General features: G+C 64.0%; 16 protein-coding genes. 9 read left to right on the top strand and 7 right to left on the bottom strand.

Features of this window, described 5'->3' with window-relative positions; all coding sequences use genetic code 11:
* Positions 1-7: 7 nt before the first annotated feature.
* The 8 genes from lptC (at position 8) to ACGLHT_RS09915 (ending at position 5,500) form a co-directional block, all read left to right on the top strand.
* Positions 8-580: an LPS export ABC transporter periplasmic protein LptC gene (lptC, locus tag ACGLHT_RS09950; protein ID WP_025337824.1), complete on the top strand. Its 573-nt coding sequence runs from the start codon at positions 8-10 to the stop codon at positions 578-580.
* Positions 567-1,091, top strand: a complete 525-nt coding sequence (lptA, locus tag ACGLHT_RS09945; protein ID WP_015269063.1) for a lipopolysaccharide transport periplasmic protein LptA — start codon at positions 567-569, stop codon at positions 1,089-1,091. Before lptC ends, lptA begins: the two co-directional genes overlap by 14 nt.
* The gene (gene lptB / locus ACGLHT_RS09940; RefSeq protein ID WP_015269062.1) at positions 1,092-1,817 is read left to right on the top strand and encodes an LPS export ABC transporter ATP-binding protein; all 726 of its coding nucleotides are present in this window, start codon (positions 1,092-1,094) and stop codon (positions 1,815-1,817) included.
* 175 nt (positions 1,818-1,992) lie between these two features.
* Positions 1,993-3,486: an RNA polymerase factor sigma-54 gene (locus ACGLHT_RS09935; RefSeq protein WP_015269061.1), complete on the top strand. Its 1,494-nt coding sequence runs from the start codon at positions 1,993-1,995 to the stop codon at positions 3,484-3,486.
* A 79-nt stretch (positions 3,487-3,565) separates the two neighbouring features.
* Positions 3,566-3,874: a ribosome hibernation-promoting factor, HPF/YfiA family gene (gene hpf / locus ACGLHT_RS09930; RefSeq protein WP_003255135.1), complete on the top strand. Its 309-nt coding sequence runs from the start codon at positions 3,566-3,568 to the stop codon at positions 3,872-3,874.
* Positions 3,875-3,886: 12 nt separating this feature from the next.
* Positions 3,887-4,351 (top strand): PTS IIA-like nitrogen regulatory protein PtsN, encoded by a 465-nt coding sequence (gene ptsN, locus ACGLHT_RS09925; protein ID WP_015269060.1) that lies wholly within the window; start codon positions 3,887-3,889, stop codon positions 4,349-4,351.
* Positions 4,352-4,353: 2 nt separating this feature from the next.
* Entirely contained in the window at positions 4,354-5,208 is an 855-nt protein-coding gene (gene rapZ, locus ACGLHT_RS09920) for an RNase adapter RapZ (protein WP_025337823.1), read from the top strand.
* A 19-nt stretch (positions 5,209-5,227) separates the two neighbouring features.
* On the top strand, positions 5,228-5,500 hold the full coding sequence (locus tag ACGLHT_RS09915) for an HPr family phosphocarrier protein (protein WP_023660775.1): 273 nt from the start codon (positions 5,228-5,230) through the stop codon (positions 5,498-5,500).
* A gap of 382 nt (positions 5,501-5,882) precedes the next feature.
* On the opposite strand, the gene ACGLHT_RS09910 is transcribed toward ACGLHT_RS09915, so the two are convergent.
* The 4 genes from ACGLHT_RS09910 to pmbA all read right to left on the bottom strand — a co-directional run bounded on the left by ACGLHT_RS09910 (position 5,883) and on the right by pmbA (position 9,930).
* Positions 5,883-6,494 (bottom strand): superoxide dismutase, encoded by a 612-nt coding sequence (locus ACGLHT_RS09910; RefSeq protein ID WP_137163052.1) that lies wholly within the window; start codon positions 6,492-6,494, stop codon positions 5,883-5,885.
* Positions 6,495-6,569: 75 nt separating this feature from the next.
* Positions 6,570-7,946: a lyase family protein gene (locus tag ACGLHT_RS09905; RefSeq protein ID WP_025337820.1), complete on the bottom strand. Its 1,377-nt coding sequence runs from the start codon at positions 7,944-7,946 to the stop codon at positions 6,570-6,572.
* Positions 7,939-8,340, bottom strand: coding sequence for a hypothetical protein (locus tag ACGLHT_RS09900; protein ID WP_025337819.1), 402 nt, complete (start codon positions 8,338-8,340; stop codon positions 7,939-7,941). The genes ACGLHT_RS09905 and ACGLHT_RS09900 overlap by 8 nt, the downstream gene beginning before the upstream one ends.
* 243 nt (positions 8,341-8,583) lie before the next feature.
* Positions 8,584-9,930 (bottom strand): metalloprotease PmbA, encoded by a 1,347-nt coding sequence (pmbA, locus tag ACGLHT_RS09895; protein ID WP_137163051.1) that lies wholly within the window; start codon positions 9,928-9,930, stop codon positions 8,584-8,586.
* A gap of 108 nt (positions 9,931-10,038) precedes the next feature.
* On the opposite strand from pmbA, the gene yjgA reads away from it, so the two are divergent.
* A complete protein-coding gene (yjgA, locus tag ACGLHT_RS09890) occupies positions 10,039-10,560 on the top strand; it encodes a ribosome biogenesis factor YjgA (RefSeq protein ID WP_025337817.1) in 522 nt (173 codons plus the stop codon).
* A gap of 118 nt (positions 10,561-10,678) precedes the next feature.
* Here yjgA and tldD read toward each other — a convergent pair whose 3' ends face one another.
* From tldD to ACGLHT_RS09875, 3 genes are read right to left on the bottom strand one after another with little or no spacing between them, the layout of a single operon-like run.
* Positions 10,679-12,118: a metalloprotease TldD gene (gene tldD, locus ACGLHT_RS09885; protein WP_025337816.1), complete on the bottom strand. Its 1,440-nt coding sequence runs from the start codon at positions 12,116-12,118 to the stop codon at positions 10,679-10,681.
* 2 nt (positions 12,119-12,120) lie between these two features.
* Positions 12,121-12,972, bottom strand: coding sequence for a carbon-nitrogen hydrolase family protein (locus ACGLHT_RS09880; RefSeq protein ID WP_025337815.1), 852 nt, complete (start codon positions 12,970-12,972; stop codon positions 12,121-12,123).
* Positions 12,973-12,980: 8 nt separating this feature from the next.
* Positions 12,981-16,814 (bottom strand): YhdP family protein, encoded by a 3,834-nt coding sequence (locus tag ACGLHT_RS09875; protein ID WP_274119721.1) that lies wholly within the window; start codon positions 16,812-16,814, stop codon positions 12,981-12,983.
* Positions 16,815-16,857 lie beyond the last annotated feature (43 nt).

The raw sequence follows: 16,857 nt of genomic DNA, 5'->3' as shown, positions 1-16,857 counted from the left end.
GCTGCCCATGTTCAGCAAGAAAGCCCGCAACATTGCGCTGCTCGCGGTGATCGCCGCCCTGCTGGTGGCGATCGGCTACTGGAATGTCAGCCCGGAAAGCTTCCTCGACAAGCCGGTGACCCAGGTCGACGAAAGCGCCATCGACTACTATGCGGTCAACGCCCACAGTGTGCAGTTCCTGCCCGACGGCAAGCTGCAGTACGAAATGACCGCCGACAAGGTCGAACACCTCAAGGCCAGCGAAATCACCCTGCTGACCACGCCGGACCTGCACCTGTACCGCGGTACCGAATACCCGTGGCACGTGCAGAGCACCCGCGCCGAAGTCAACCCGGACGGCAGCGAAGTCGAACTGATCGACAACGTACGGGTCGCCCGCACCGACGAAAAGCAGCGCGAAATGATCATTACCAGCTCACGCATGACCGTGTTCCCGCAGAAGCAATATGCGCAGACCGAGCAAGCCGTTAGAATCGACGGCGCCGGTGGCACAACTACGGGCAAAGGAATGAAAGCGTATTTGAAAGAAGGCAAGATGGACTTGCTCTCTAACGTAAGAGGACAGTATGAGGCTCGTTAAAACCCTCCCCCTTTTGCTCAGCCTGAGCGCAGCACTGGGAAGCGCGAGCGCCCTCGCCCTGCCGAACGACCGTGACCAGCCTATCCGCATCCAGGCCGACAACGCCCACCTGGACGACAAGCAGGGCGTGGCCACCTACACCGGCGACGTGATCATCACCCAGGGTTCGATGATGATCAAAGGCAACACCGTGACCATCACCCGCTCCGCCTCCGGCGACATCGACGTGGTGACCTCGGTGGGCAACCTGGCCTACTTCGAGCAGCAGCAGAGCGCAGCCAAGCCAGACAAGATGAAAGGCTGGGCGGTGACCATCCAGTACCAGTCGCAGAAGGACATGGTGATCCTCACCGACCGCGCCAAGGTCGAGAACGAAGGCAACACCACCGAAGGCGAGAAGATCGTCTACAACACCCAGACCCAGGTGGCAACCGCCGGTCGCGGTGGCAACGTGACCTCGCCGCGTCAGCGTATCGACATGGTGATCCAGCCCAAGAAGAAGGCCGAGTAAATGGCAACCCTCAAAGCCCAGCACCTGGCCAAGAGCTACAAGGGGCGGCAAGTCGTACGTGACGTCAGCCTGTCTATCGACAGCGGCCAGATCGTCGGCCTACTCGGCCCCAACGGCGCCGGCAAGACCACCTGCTTCTACATGATCGTCGGCCTGGTCCAGGCCGATCAGGGGCGCGTGCTGATCGACAACCTCGATGTCAGCCACCAGCCCATGCACGGTCGCGCCCGCGCCGGCATCGGCTACCTGCCGCAGGAAGCCTCGATCTTCCGCAAGCTGTCGGTGGCCGACAACATCATGGCCATCCTCGAGACCCGCAAGGAACTCGATCGCGACGGCCGGCGCAAAGAGCTGGAAAGCCTGCTGCAGGAGTTCCACATCAGCCACATTCGCGACAACCTCGGCATGAGCCTGTCCGGTGGTGAGCGCCGCCGCGTGGAAATTGCCCGCGCGCTGGCGACCGCACCCAAGTTCATCCTGCTGGACGAACCGTTTGCCGGTGTCGACCCGATTTCGGTCGGCGACATCAAGCAGATCATCCATCACCTCAAGGCCAAGGGTATCGGTGTACTGATCACCGACCACAACGTGCGTGAGACCCTGGATATCTGCGAAACCGCCTATATCGTCAACGATGGCCGGCTGATCGCCGAAGGCGACGCCGAAACCATCCTGGCCAACGACCTGGTCAAAGAGGTTTACCTGGGCCACGAGTTCCGGCTCTGAGCCTGGCACGCGCCTGGAGTACTGGCAAATCGCCCTGAAACCCGGGGTAAAGTGTTACGGTGCTCTAGGCAAACGCTACAATTTAAGGCATAAAACTTGCTTGATCTGGCGCCCCGGCGCCCTCGTGTAGTGGATGGCGCATGCGCGCCGGCGAACAAGGTATTAAGCCCCAGCCATGAAACCATCGCTCGTCCTAAAAATGGGCCAGCAACTGACGATGACACCGCAGTTGCAACAGGCCATCCGCCTGCTCCAGCTCTCCACCCTGGACCTCCAACAGGAAATCCAGGAAGCGCTGGAGTCGAACCCGATGCTCGAACGTCAGGAAGACGGCGACGACTTCGACAACAGCGACCCGATGGCGGACAACGCCGAGAACAAGCCGGCCGCCGAAGTCCAGGACAACAGCTTCCAGGAAAGCACCACCAGTGCCGACACCCTGGAAGACGGCGAGTGGAGCGAGCGCATCCCCAACGAACTGCCGGTCGACACCGCCTGGGAAGACATCTACCAGACCAGTGCCAGCAGCCTGCCGAGCAACGACGACGACGAGTGGGACTTCACCACCCGCACATCGGCCGGCGAAAGCCTGCAAAGCCACCTGCTGTGGCAACTGAACCTGGCCCCGATGTCCGACACCGACCGCCTGATCGCCGTCACCCTGATCGACAGCATCAACGGCCAGGGCTATCTGGAAGACACCCTTGAGGAAATCTGCGCCGGTTTCGACCCGGAGCTGGATATCGAGCTGGACGAGGTCGAAGCGGTGCTGCACCGCATCCAGCAGTTCGAGCCAGCCGGCGTTGCCGCCCGCACCCTGGGCGAATGCCTGTTGCTGCAACTGCGCCAACTGCCCGCCAGCACCCCGTGGATGGCCGAAGCCAAGCGCCTGGTCACCGACTTCATCGACCTGCTCGGCAGCCGTGACTACAGCCAGCTGATGCGTCGCATGAAAATCAAGGAAGACGAGCTGCGCCAGGTCATCGAACTGGTACAAAGCCTCAACCCGCGCCCCGGCTCGCAGATCGAGTCCAGCGAGCCCGAGTACGTGGTGCCCGACGTCATCGTGCGCAAGGACAGCGACCGCTGGCTGGTGGAGCTGAACCAGGAGGCCATTCCGCGCCTGCGCGTCAACCCGCAGTACGCCGGTTTTGTGCGCCGGGCCGACACCAGCGCCGACAACACCTTCATGCGCAACCAGCTGCAGGAAGCACGCTGGTTCATCAAGAGCCTGCAAAGCCGCAACGAAACCCTGATGAAGGTGGCCACGCAGATCGTCGAGCACCAGCGCGGCTTCCTCGACCACGGCGACGAAGCGATGAAGCCGCTGGTACTGCATGACATCGCCGAAGCGGTGGGCATGCACGAGTCGACCATTTCGCGGGTAACCACGCAGAAATACATGCACACCCCGCGTGGCATCTACGAACTGAAATACTTTTTCTCAAGCCACGTCAGCACCTCCGAAGGCGGAGAATGCTCGTCTACGGCGATCCGCGCGATCATCAAGAAACTGGTTGCGGCGGAAAATCAGAAAAAGCCATTGAGTGACAGCAAGATCGCTGGTTTACTGGAGGCACAAGGCATCCAGGTAGCCCGTCGCACCGTCGCCAAGTACCGCGAGTCACTCGGCATCGCACCGTCGAGCGAGCGCAAGCGACTGATGTAGCCCCTGAGATGTGCCACAGCGTTTGTGGGGCAGGTGCAAGACCTGCCTCTTTATGCACGGGCAACAAAGGAGAAGCTGTATGCAAGTCAATATCAGTGGACAGCATGTAGAAGTCACCCAGCCACTGCGCGATTATGTGCTTGAAAAGCTCGCTCGCGTGGAAAGTCACTTCGACAAGATCACCAACGTGCAGGTCATCATGAAAGTCGAGAAGCTGCAGCAGAAGGTCGAGGCGACCTTGCAGATTCCCGGCGGCGAAGTGGTTGCCAACGCCGAACACGAAGACATGTATGCAGCGATCGACGCCTTGGCCGACAAGCTCGACCGCCAACTGAAAAAACACAAGGAAAAACAGCAAAGCCTGCTGCAAGGTGCAGCTGCCCGCTGATCCCCCTCATCCATGATCCGACTTGAAACCATCCTGACCCCCGGCCGTTCCCTCGTGAACGTGCCGGGCGGCAGCAAGAAGCGCGCCCTGGAAAAGGTCGCCACCGTCATCGCTGAACAAGTGCCCGAACTGGAGATGCAAGACGTCTTCGAAAAACTGGTCGCCCGGGAAAAACTCGGTTCGACCGGTTTCGGCAACGGCATCGCCATCCCGCACTGCCGGCTGGAAGGATGTTCCGCTCCGGTCAGCGCCCTGCTGCACCTGGAAGCCCCTATCGACTACGACGCCATCGATGGCGCGCCGGTGGACCTGCTGTTCGTCCTGCTGGTGCCTGAAGCCGCCACCGATGCCCATCTGGAATTGCTGCGCCAGATTGCCAGCATGCTCGATCGCAAGGAGGTCCGTGATCGCCTGCGTGCGGCCACCAGCAGCGAGGCCCTGTTCCAGGTTGTCCTGGACGTACAGAACGAGCACTGAACATGCGCCTGATCATCGTCAGCGGCCGGTCCGGCTCCGGCAAGAGCACCGCCCTCGATGTCCTGGAAGACAACGGTTTCTACTGCATTGACAACCTGCCCGCCGGGCTGCTGCCACAGCTGGCGGAAAATGCGCTGATCAATACCGAGTTGCTGCAACCCAAGGTCGCCGTGTCGATCGACGCGCGCAACCTGCCCAGCCACCTGACGCGTTTCCCCGAGTTGCTCGAAGAAGCCCGCGCCCGGCATATCCAGTGCGACGTGCTGTACCTGGATGCCGACGAAGACGTACTGCTCAAGCGCTTCTCGGAAACCCGCCGACGCCACCCGCTGACCAACGCCGACCGCTCGCTTGCGGAAGCGATTCGGGTGGAAAGCGAATTGCTTGGGCCGATTGCAGACCTGGCCGACCTGAAGATCGATACCACCAGCCTGAACCTTTACCAGCTGCGTGATTCGATCAAGCTGCGCCTGCTCAACCAGCCCGAGCCTGGCACCGCGTTCCTGGTCGAGTCGTTCGGTTTCAAGCGCGGAATGCCGGTAGATGCCGACCTGGTGTTCGATGTGCGCTGCCTGCCCAACCCCTACTGGAAACCCGAGCTGCGTGAGCATTCCGGCCTCGACCAACCGGTAATCGACTACCTGGCCGCACAGCCGGATGTCGAAGAGATGTTCAACGACATTTCCAGCTACCTGCTCAAGTGGCTGCCCCGCTTCGCCGCCAGCAACCGTGCCTACGTCACCATTGCCATTGGCTGCACGGGCGGCCACCACCGCTCGGTGTACATTACCGAACGCCTTGGCCAGCTGCTGCAGCAATCCCTGAAAAACGTCCAGGTCCGCCACCGCGACCTCTAGCCCAAGGATCCGCCCCACGATGCCCGCCCGTGAAATCACCATCATCAACAAGCTGGGTCTGCATGCCCGGGCGGCAGCCAAGTTCGTCGGCGTTGCCGGCCGCTTCCCCTGCCAGGTCAGGGTTGGCCGTGCGCCGGACAAGCTGGTGGATGGCAAGAGCATCATGGCGGTGATGATGCTGGCGGCCGGCAAAGGCACCCAGGTGCACCTGCATACCGAAGGCGAGCAGGACGTTGATGCCATGGATGCGCTGGTCGAGCTGATCAACAACTTCTTCGACGAAGGCGAATGAAACTCGCTGGCTCATTCGCAAGCGGTACGCGTACCCTGTGGGAGCGGCTTTAGCCGCGAAGAATCCAACGCGGTGCATGGCACCGGCTGCGCCGGTGTTCGCGGCTAAAGCCGCTCCCACAGAGTCCCCGCCAATTCAATGAGTTATGTGCCGCTCCCACAGCGAAGCCGGTGAACACCCCATCATCCGGCGCAAACCGATGCACAGCCCCAAGCTGGCCAGGCCAGGTCCAACCAGGCGAAGCCGCGCGCCAATAGTAATGCAGTGCCTGCCAGCAACAGCAAAGTCCCAAGCGCCAGGCGAAACAGGCGAAACAGGCGAAACAGGCGAAACAGGCGCACACGGCTGACATACATCATCTGGGAGCGCATACCGGGGAGACTCACTTCAGGGTTTCGAGGTAGCGGCGCTCCACTTCCGCCCAGTCAATGACGTTGTAGAAAGCACCGATGTATTCCGGACGACGGTTCTGGTACTTCAGGTAGTAGGCATGCTCCCACACGTCCAGGCCGAGGATTGGCGTGTTGCCGTGCATCAGCGGGCTGTCCTGGTTGCCGCTGCTTTCCACTACCAGGGTTTTCTGCGGGGTCACGCTGAGCCAGGCCCAGCCACTGCCGAAGCGGGTCAGCGCAGCCTTGGTGAAGGCCTCCTTGAAGGCATCGAAGCCGCCCAGTTGGGCGTCGATGGCCTGCGCCAGAGCGCCCTGCGGCTCTCCCCCGCCCTGCGGTGACATCACGGTCCAGAACAGGCTGTGGTTGGCGTGGCCGCCGCCATGGTTGGTCACCGCACCACGCAGGTTTTCCGGCAGTTGCCCGACCGCGCCGAGCAGTTTTTCCACCGGCCACCCAGCCCACTCGGTGCCTTCGATGGCGGCGTTGAGGCCATTGACGTAGGTCTGGTGGTGCTTGGTGTGGTGGATTTCCATGGTCTGCGCGTCGATGTGCGGTTCCAGCGCAGCGTAGGCGTAAGGCAGTGCAGGCAAGGTATGGGGCATATCAGTGCATTCCGTAGGCATGGGTTGGGCGATGACCAATGCGGCCACCGCTGGCGCTTGGGCCGTGACTCAGTGTCAGATACCACCGGCGGTGAGCTTCTCCGGGTCCAGCAGCGCTTCCAGCTGGTCACGCGACAGGTCGGTGTGCTCCAGCGCCACGTCGATGATCGGACGGCCCTGCTTGTAGGCGGTCTTGGCGATTTCAGCGGCCTTGAGGTAGCCGATGATCGGGTTCAGCGCCGTGACCAGAATCGGGTTGCGTGCCAGGGCTTCCTTGAGCTTGCTTTCGTTGACCTTGAAGCTGGCGATGGCCTTGTCGGCCAGCAGGCGGCTGACGTTGGCCATCAGCTCGATGCTCTCCAGCAGGTTGCGGGCGATCACCGGCAGCATCACGTTCAGTTCGAAGTTGCCGGACTGACCGGCGATGGCGATGGTGGCGTCATTGCCGATCACCTGGGCGGCGACCATGGCGGTGGCCTCCGGAATCACCGGGTTGACCTTGCCCGGCATGATCGAAGAGCCCGGCTGCAGGCCTTGCAGCTCGATTTCGCCCAGCCCGGCCAGCGGGCCAGAGTTCATCCAGCGCAGGTCGTTGGCGATCTTCATCAGCGCCACGGCGGCAGTCTTGAGCTGGCCGGACAGGGCCACCGCGGTGTCCTGCGAGCCGATCAGGGCGAACAGGTTCTGCCCGGGGGTGAACTCGACCTGGGTCAGGCCGCTGAGCTGGCTGGCGAAACCGGCAGCGAACTGTGGGTGAGCGTTGATGCCGGTGCCCACGGCGGTGCCACCCTGGGCCAGCGCCTGCAGGCTCGGCAGGGTCGCTTCGATGTGTGCCTTGGCGCCATTGATCTGCGCCGCCCAGCCATCCAGCACCTGGCTCATGCGCACTGGCATGGCGTCCATCAGGTGGGTGCGGCCGGTCTTCACGTGCTGATGCACCTGTGCCGACTTGGCCTCGATCACCTGTACCAGGTGCGCCAGGGCTGGCAGCAGTTGCTCGTGCAGGGCCAGGGCGGCGCTGACGTGAATGGTGGTCGGGATGATGTCGTTGCTGCTCTGGCCGCAGTTGACGTGGTCGTTGGCGTTGACGGCCTCACCCAGCACGCGGCTGGCCAGAGTCGCGATCACCTCGTTGGCGTTCATGTTCGAGCTGGTGCCGGAGCCGGTCTGGAACACATCCACCGGGAAATGCTGGATGAAGTCACCCGCCAGCAGTTGCTCGACTGCCGTTACGATGGCCTGGCCCTGCGCGGTCGACAGCTGTTCCAGTTCGACGTTGGCCTTGGCCGCGGCAGCCTTGGCCAGCAGCAGCGCACGAATGAACTGGGCCGGCATGCGCTGGCCGCTGATCGGGAAGTTGTCGACCGCGCGCTGGGTCTGGGCACCGTACAGGGCCTGGGCCGGCACCTGCAGTTCGCCCATGCTGTCACGCTCGATACGGGTATCACTCATCATCAAATCCTTGCATCAGTTCATCGGGAGAAATCGACGGCAGCAAGCGGCAATTGGCCAACTGCAGGGCGTAGGGCTGCCAGCGCTGGTTCTGTGCCTCGCGGTCGAGGTTGCGCAGGTCCAGCAGCGGGCGCCAGGCCTGGTCCAGGCACAGGCAGCGCCAATGCCAGGGCAGCATGCGGTCGCAGGCGGTATCCAGCAGCAGGCGGAAGGAGGTCAGCGCCACCGTCCATGGCGAGGTCTCGGTGCAGCACACCAGGTAACGGCCTTCAGCCAGGTAATGCTCGATCAAGCGCGGCTCGTCGGGCTCGAGCGCACAGCGGATGCGTCGGCTGAGCCAGCGCCAGTTTTCCAGGTAGGGCAGTTCACGGAGGACGGGTTTCATGAACATCATCGCCGGGTTACTGGATAATGATATTCATTATTAAGTGATAAATAGAATCACTTCAAGAAAAAGGTGATGAAACAAAAAACCCGGCGTGGGGGCCGGGTCTTCGGTTTCATTGAAAATTCTCCTTAGCCTGCACCGGCCTCTTCGCGGGTAAACCCGCTCCCACAGGTACTGCACCAGACTTGAGCCTTGTGCGATTCTTGTGGGAGCGGGTTTACCCGCGAAGAGGCCGGTACAGGCTGTGGATCAGCTACCGGCGACTGTCATCCGCTCGATCAGCACCGACCCGGTGTGAATGTTGCTGCGGGTCTCAATATCGCTGCCAATCGCGACAATCTGCTGGAACATGTCTTTCATGTTCCCGGCAATGGTCACTTCCTGCACCGCGTGCTGAATCTCGCCATTCTCGACCCAGAACCCTGCCGCGCCACGGGAATAATCCCCCGTCACCATGTTCAGGCCATGCCCCATCAACTCGGTCACCAGCAGCCCGCGGCCCATGCGCCGGATCAGCGCCGCCTGGTCTTCGACACCATGGCTGACGAACAGGTTGTGCACGCCGCCGGCATTGGCCGTGCTTGGCAAACCCAGCTTGCGCCCGGAATAGGTACCCAGCAGGTACGACACCAGCTCACCCTTGTCGACGAACGGCTTGGCATAGGTAGCCAGGCCATCGCCGTCGAATGCGGCACTGCCCAGTGCCCGCGGAATGTGCGGGCGCTCGTCGAGGGTCAGCCAGGTAGGGAACAGGCGCTGGCCGATGGTCCCCTCCAGGAACGACGACTTGCGATACAGGTTGCCGCCGGAGATGGCCGACAGGAAGCTGCCGAACAGGCCACCGGCCAGCTCGGCCGAGAACAGCACCGGCACCTCGCAGGTCGGCACCGGTCGCGCACCCAGGCGGCTGGCAGCACGCTGGGCAGCGCGCACGCCGATGCTACGCGGGTCTGCCAGCAGGTTGCCTTGGCGGTTCACGTCGTACCAATAGTCCCGCTGCATCTGGCCGTCGCCTTCGGCGATCATCACGCAGCTCAGGCTGTGCCGGGTCGAGGCATAGCCACCGATGAAACCATGGCTGTTGCCATACACGCGGCAGCCCTGGTGGGTATTGAGGGTGGTGCCGTCGGCATTGAGGATACGCGGGTCGGCGTCGAACGCCGCCGCCTCGCAGGCCAGGGCCATCTCGATGGCCTTCTCCGGCTCGAGGTTCCAGTCGTGGTACAGGTCCAGGTCCGGGATCTCGCGGGCCATCAACGCTGCGTCGGCCAGGCCGGAACATTCGTCTTCGGAGGTATGCTTGGCAATCGCCAAGGCCGCGGCGACGGTTTCGCGAATCGCTTCCGGGCCACTGGCCGAGGTGCTGGCCGAGCCTTTGCGCTGGCCCACATAGAGGGTGATGCCAAAGCCCTGGTCGCGGTTGAACTCGACCGTTTCGACCTCTCGCTGGCGTACCGTGGTGGACAGGCCCTGCTCCAGCGACACCGCCACTTCGCAGGCACTGGCCCCCTGGCGGCGCGCTTCGGCGATGATCGCCTCGACCTGCTCCTGCAATGCTGGCAGGTCCTTCGGACCTACGCTCTGGACTGCACTCATGGTTCTCTCCACTCAAATTCTGCGTTCGGCGAGGGTCATTCTACGACCGGGCCGGACAAGCGGCCCCCGACTGGTTATCATGGCGGCGATTTCTAGCGGACTGCCACCATGGTTGATTCAAACGACGACGCCTTCGACGGCGAAAAAAGCAAAACCCAGATCAAGCGCGAGCTGCATGCGCTGGTCGAACTCGGCGAGCGCCTTACCACGCTCAAGGCCGATACCCTGGCTCGCCTGCCGTTGACCGACGAGCTGCGCAAGGCCCTGGCCGAAGCCAGCAAGCACACCGCTCACGGTGCCCGCAAACGCCACATGTCGTTTGTCGGCAAGCTGATGCGCGTGCAGGACCTGGATGCCATCCACGCCTTGCTCGAACAGATGGACAGCTCGACCCGCCAGTACAACGAGCGCTTCCACGGCCTGGAGCGCTGGCGCGACCGGTTGATCGACGGTAACGACGAAGACCTCGAGCGCTTCGTCAGCGAATACCCCGACACCGATCGCCAGCAACTGCGCTCGCTGGTGCGCCATGCCCAGCACGAGAAGGCGCGGAACAAACCGCCTGCCGCCGCGCGCAAGGTGTTCAAGTACATCCGCGACCTCGACGAGCTGCAGCGCGGCTTGCGCTGATCACCCTGGGGCCGCTTTGCGGCCCATTCGCAGCACAAGGCTGCTCCTACAGAAATACGCGATCCCTGTAGGAGCAGCCTTGTGCTGCGAATGGACCGCAAAGCGGTCCCTGAAGCCATCACGCGCCGGTACCGCCCACGGTAATCGCATCCAGCTTCAAGGTCGGCTGCCCGACCCCCACCGGCACCGACTGCCCGTCCTTGCCGCAAGTCCCTACCCCGCTGTCCAGCGCCAGGTCGTTACCGACCATCGACACCCGGCTCATCGCCTCCGGGCCATTGCCGATCAGGGTCGCCCCCTTCACCGGCGCGGTAATCTTGCCGTCTTCGATCAGGTAGGCCTCACTGGTCGAGAACACGAACTTGCCGCTGGTGATGTCCACCTGGCCACCGCCGAGATTGGCGCAGTAGATGCCCTTCTTCACCGAAGCGATGATTTCCTGCGGGTCGCTTTCGCCGGCACGCATGTAGGTGTTGGTCATGCGCGGCATCGGCAGGTGCGCGTAGGATTCGCGGCGGCCGTTGCCGGTCACCGCCATGCCCATCAGGCGCGCGTTCAGCTTGTCCTGCATGTAGCCCTTGAGCACACCGTTCTCGATCAGCGTGGTGCACTCGGTCGGGGTGCCTTCGTCATCCACGCTCAGCGAGCCACGGCGGCCTTCGAGGGTGCCGTCGTCGACGATGGTGCACAGGCTCGATGCCACTTTCTCGCCAATGCGGCCGCTGAACGCCGAACTGCCCTTGCGGTTGAAGTCACCTTCCAGGCCATGGCCGACAGCCTCGTGCAGCAGCACGCCCGACCAGCCCGAACCCAGCACCACCGGCAGGGTACCAGCCGGTGCCGGGATCGCCTCCAGGTTCACCAGGGCCTGGCGCAGCGCTTCGCGGGCATAGCCCATGACCCGCTCTTCGGTGAAGAAGCGGTAGTCGGTACGCCCGCCACCGCCCTGCCCGCCACGCTCGCGGCGGCCATTCTGCTCGACGATGACGCTGACGTTGAAGCGCACCAGCGGGCGCACGTCGGCGGCCAGGCTGCCATCGGCCGCAGCGATCAGGATGCGCTCCCAGACCCCGGCCATGCTCACACTGACCTGCTGAATACGCGGGTCCAGGGCACGGGTGGCGGCGTCGACACGCTTGAGCAGGTCGACCTTTTCAGCACGGCTGAGCACATCCAGCGGGTTGTCCGCCGGATAAAGGGCAGTCACGTCCTGGCTGCGGAAGGCCTGCACCTTGCCGTTCTGCCCGGCACGGGAGATCGAACGGGCGGCACGGGCGGCCGAGGTCAACGCTTCGAGGTTGATTGCGTTGCTGTAGGCAAAGCCGGTCTTTTCACCGGACTGGGCACGCACGCCCACGCCCTGGTCGAGGTTGAAACTGCCCTCTTTGACGATGCCGTCTTCCAGCGCCCAGGTTTCCGAGATCTGGCCCTGGAAATACAGGTCGGCGGCATCGATGCCGGGGCCGGCCAACTCACCCAGCACGCTCTGCAGGCTGTCCAGGGTCAAGCCGCCTGGGGCCAGGAGCTGCTCGCTGACGGTGGATAACATCTGGCTCATAGTCACTCCGAGGTGTGCGCAGGCCGCAACGCGCCCTGCGAGAAAAAGCGCCGGTGCGATACCACCGGCATGCGCGCCCGGATGGACGCTTGTTCGTCAATGTCGCGCTCGGCGAGCAGTACCGCTTCACCTTGCGCCTGTTCCGCGACGATGCGCCCCCAGGGGTCGACGATCGCCGCATGGCCATGGGTTTCCCGTGGCCCCGGGTGAGTGCCGCCCTGCGCCGCAGCCAGCAGGTAGCACTGGGTCTCGATGGCACGGGCGCGCACCAGCACTTCCCAGTGCGCCGCGCCCGTTACCGCAGTGAAGGCGGCCGGCGCAGTGATCAGTTCCGCACCAGCGGCGCGCAGTGCGCTGTACAGTTCGGGGAAGCGCAGGTCGTAGCACACGCTCAGCCCCAGCCGCCCCACCGGCGTATCAGCCACCACTACCTGGGCGCCGTGGGCATAGTCGTCAGACTCGCGGTAACGGCCACGGTTGTCGGCAACGTCCACATCGAACAGGTGCAGCTTGTCATAGCGTGCCGCCACCTCACCGTGTTCGTCGATCAACAGCGAGCAGGCATGCGCCTTTGCTTCGGGCTGGCCGACCGGTGGCAATGGCAAGGTACCGGCGACAATCCATAACTTGAGGTCGCGGGCGGTACGTTTCAACCATGGCAGGATCGGCCCTTCGCCCAACGCTTCGGCGCGGCCGATGGCAGCGGCGTCCTTGCGGCCCATGGCGGCGAAGTTTTCCGGCAGCACGGCCAGTTGTGCACCGCCAAAGGCGGCCTGCTCCAGCAGGGCACCGGCGCGCTGCAGGTTGGCCAGCACATCGTCCTGGCTGACCATCTGGATTACAGCTGCCTTCATGGGCACTCCTAGCGGGATTTCTCGAAAGGTTTCACAAATGTGATTCTAGGCTCTTTCACCGGACCTTCGACACGGTAGTGCACGCTGGCGAAGCGCGACACACGGTCGCCGATCAGCCGGTCGACCAGGAACAGCGCCCCGCCCACGGCCGGCGCGCCGACAATCAAGGCCGCCAGCGGCAGGTTGTTGGTCACTGGCAGACTTACCTGCAGGTTGGCATCGACCCGGTCGCGTACCAGGTCCAGGGTACCGTCCAGCTCGAAGTTGCTCGACGGGCCAGTCACGGCGATTGGCTCGCGGGTCACATAGACACCGTTGCTGGCCACCAGCAAGCCTTTGACCCGGTCGTAGGCCAGGCCCTTGTCGAACAGGTCGGAGAAGTCCAGGCGCAAGCGCCGGCCGATGGAGTTGAAGTTCAACAGGCCGAACACCCGCAGCGCCTGGGCACTGCCTTCGACCTCGACGAACTGGCCAGTGCGCAGCGCTGCGTCCATGCTGCCAGAGAAGCGCTCGAGGCTCACCGAGGCCGGCGAACCCGGCCATCGGCCATCCACATCCAGGCGGAAGTCGCGGCTGGTCACGGTCGGGGCAAAGCCCCAGGCCTTGAGCACATCCGCCAGGTTCTTGCCGTCCAGGCGCCCTTTGTACCAACTGCTGGTGCTGCCCGGTTCGCCTTCCCAGCCGCCGCCACCATCGATACGCAGGCCTTTGAAGTCGAGGTCGACGTCGCTGGCGATCACGCCACGCGCGGTCGGCCGCAGCTTGAGCGACGCACTGCCGAACAGGTCGTCACCGCGATAGAGCTTGTCGATGCTCAGGTCCAGCGCCGGCACCTTGCGCGGGTCGAACGAGGCCAGCGGGTCCGGGCCCTCCTCGGCCTGTGCCTCGGCCTGCTTTTCAGCAGCGCTGGCGGCGGGCAGGCGCAAGGTCTGCATGCGCACGACCATGGGCGCGCCCTTGGCATCCGGCACCCGGGCGTTGCCGATGACTTCCTTGCTGTCGAGGCGCAAATCCCAGGCGGGGCCACCACGGGCCAGGCGCACCACGGCCTGGTTCAGGTCCAGGCCAAAGGCTTTCAGCTGGCCGATGCTCAGGTCGACGCCTTGCAGGTTCTGCCGCGCGCTACCACCCGGGTCGTTACCGGCCAGGCGCGCCGCCTGTTCCTGCCAAGGCCCCAGGTCCAGCGCCTCCAGGTGCCCGCGCACTCGCAGACCCTGGCCGGAAGGTACCTGGGCGTCACCGGCGCCCAGCAGCAACTCGCCACGGCCCTGCCCCAGCTTCTCAGCCGGCGCGGCGTAGGCAAAGCGGGCAAGGTCGGTGTAGGCGACATCGAAGCGCCGCTCCGGCCCCTGCAGGGTCATGCTGAAACGGGTGTCACGGGTATCGGACGCTGCCTTGCCGAACGGGGCTGGCAGGTCGATGGCCAGGCCCTTGAGGCTGGAATTGATGCTCAGGCGGTTGTCCCGGCTACCCAGGCTGACCTGCAACTGGTACGGCAGGTCGCCGGAAGCCGGCAAGGCCTGGTTGAACTGCAGCCAGTCGGTCAGTGCCTTGAGCGACACCTGGCCGCTGGCGTTGACGCGTGTCTGCATCTGCCCGGGCTGGCCTTCGGCGGTGATTTGCGCCGTTACCGGCTTGCCGAAGGCCTGCAGGCTGATGCCCTTGCCGCTCAGGCCCTTGTCCAAATCAAAACTGAAGTCACCCTTCAGGCGGCTCAACTCCAGGCTCGGCGGCGCTACCTTCAACCGTGCGTCGTCGGTGGCAAAGTCCACCTGCACTTTCGGCCGCTGCCCGTGGGCCAGCGGAATGTCGAGCTTGACCTTGCCCTTGAGCGGCCCTTCGCCCTCCCAGCCAGCGAAGATCTCGCCAGTGCCGATTGGCGCTTCCTTGAGGATCTTCAGGCCATCGCCCAGGCTGCCGTCGAAGTCGCCATCGAGGTACAGGTGGCTTTGCTGGCCCTGGTCGACATGCGGGATATCGACGCTCACATCACTGACCTTGGTGTCGAGCAGCACACCACGCTGGGCCTTGATGCGCACACCGCTGTCCTCGATGAACACATCGCCATCCACATGCTGAACTTGCGGCCAGCCCGGCTGGAAGTCCAGGGCCGCATCACGCACCTTGAAGAACAGGCTGATGCTGCGGGCTTCCGGCGCGACGCCATGGTTCAGCGAGCCCTGGTACTGGAAGTAGCCTTCGTCCACCGTGCCTTTGACGATCGCACTGCGCAGCCATTCGTCAAGGGCTGGGCTGAGCACCTCGGGCAGGTACTTGGCGGTGTAGCGGCCATCGCCTTCGGTCAGGCCGACACGCAGGTCCATGTAGTCCTCGCGACCCTCTTCAAACAACAGGCGAATGAGGAAGTCACCGGCGATCTTGCCCTCCTCGCCGAGTACCTTGAGGTAAGGCGCGACCAGGGTGAAACCTTCCTTGTCCAAGGCCCAGGTCAGGCGCGCATTGGCCTTCTGGTAGTGCCAGGGTTTGGCGAAAATCGGGTACAGATGCAGCATGAAAGCATCGGTATCAAGGCGCAGTTCGCCATGGCCAAGGTCACCGCTGATGCTGCCGCTGACGTTACCGGCTGCAGGAGCATTGTGATAGGCATCGAAACCAACCTTCTCCAGGTTGGCTTCGAACTGCAGGCGCTGGTCACCCTCGGCCTTGGGCCGGGCCTCCAGGCGCACATTGCGCAGCGCGCCGGTCACCTTCAGACCATCGACCACGGCCATGACCTTGTCCGGCAGCGGCGCCAGGGCATCGATCAGCGGGGTCAACGGTGTGAGGTCGAGGCGGTCGGCCTGCACTTGCCAGCTTTCCGCGGCAGCGTCCTCGCCTGGACGCTGCTGCAATTGCAGGTGCGACTCCCAACGGGTCTTGCCAACGTCCATGGCCAGGGAGTCGACCACCACATCGAAGCCTTGCTCCCGGCGCTGGAACCAGGCGCCCAGGGCCAGGTTGTTCAGCTTGGCCGCCTTGCGCCCGGCATAGGCGCCCTGCAGCTCCGGTGCATTGAGGCGTACGACGGCCTGCTGCAACTGCCCCTTGCGCCAGTCGACCCAGAACTCGCCGCCCGCCCGCAAGGCGTCGGCATGCCACTGGCCCAGCAGGCGTGGCGGCAGCCAACGCGCCCAGTCACTCTGTGGCAGGCTCAGGTAGGCTTCGACCTGGCCGTCGCGCCAGGCGTTGGCCGAGGCACGACTGCGCAGGTTCAGCGACAGGGGCTGGCCATCGGGCAGGGTCGCGCGCAGGTCCAGGGCATGGCGCGAAGCCCCGGCCTGCAGGCCGACGCTCACATAAGTCAGGGTCAACGGGTCGCGCTGCCAGGGGTGCAGGGTGACCTGGCTGTCGAACACATCGATGCGGCCCAACTGGCGCAGGCGCTGCAACAACTCGGCAGGGTCGAGCGGCGCATCGTCCTTCTTCGGCAGGCCTTCGAGGCTCCAGGTGCCCTGCTCGTTCTCGCGCAGGATCAGTTGCAGGCCGCCCAACTGAATGCGTGCCAGGCGTACCTCGCGGGCGGTGAGGCTGGCCCAGACATCGGGTACCACCTTGACGTCGTCCAGGCGCAGGGCCGTGGCCCCCTCGCCCAGTTGCAGGTCGCGCACCCGCAGCACCGGTGCCAGGCCGCTCCAGCGGCCTTCCAGGGCACCGACGTGCACGGGCAGGCCCAAAGCCTGTTCGGCCTTGCTTTCCACATCGGCGCGGTACTCGGCCACCAACGGCACCAGTTCGCGGCCGAGGCTGACATACAGCGCCACCAGTACCGCCAGCAGGGCGCAAACGCCCAGCCCCCAGCGGGTCAAGGCGACAAGAACGCGGGTCAGACGTCCCATGGCCATGGCCCTCCAGGTCGTTTATCCATGATGGCCCGTCGTCCCGGTT

Origin of the sequence: Pseudomonas sp. PsB (genome assembly GCF_043658375.1) — a bacterium.
Classification (GTDB): domain Bacteria; phylum Pseudomonadota; class Gammaproteobacteria; order Pseudomonadales; family Pseudomonadaceae; genus Aquipseudomonas; species Aquipseudomonas putida_Z.
This window is presented reverse-complemented; position numbering and strand designations above follow the sequence as displayed.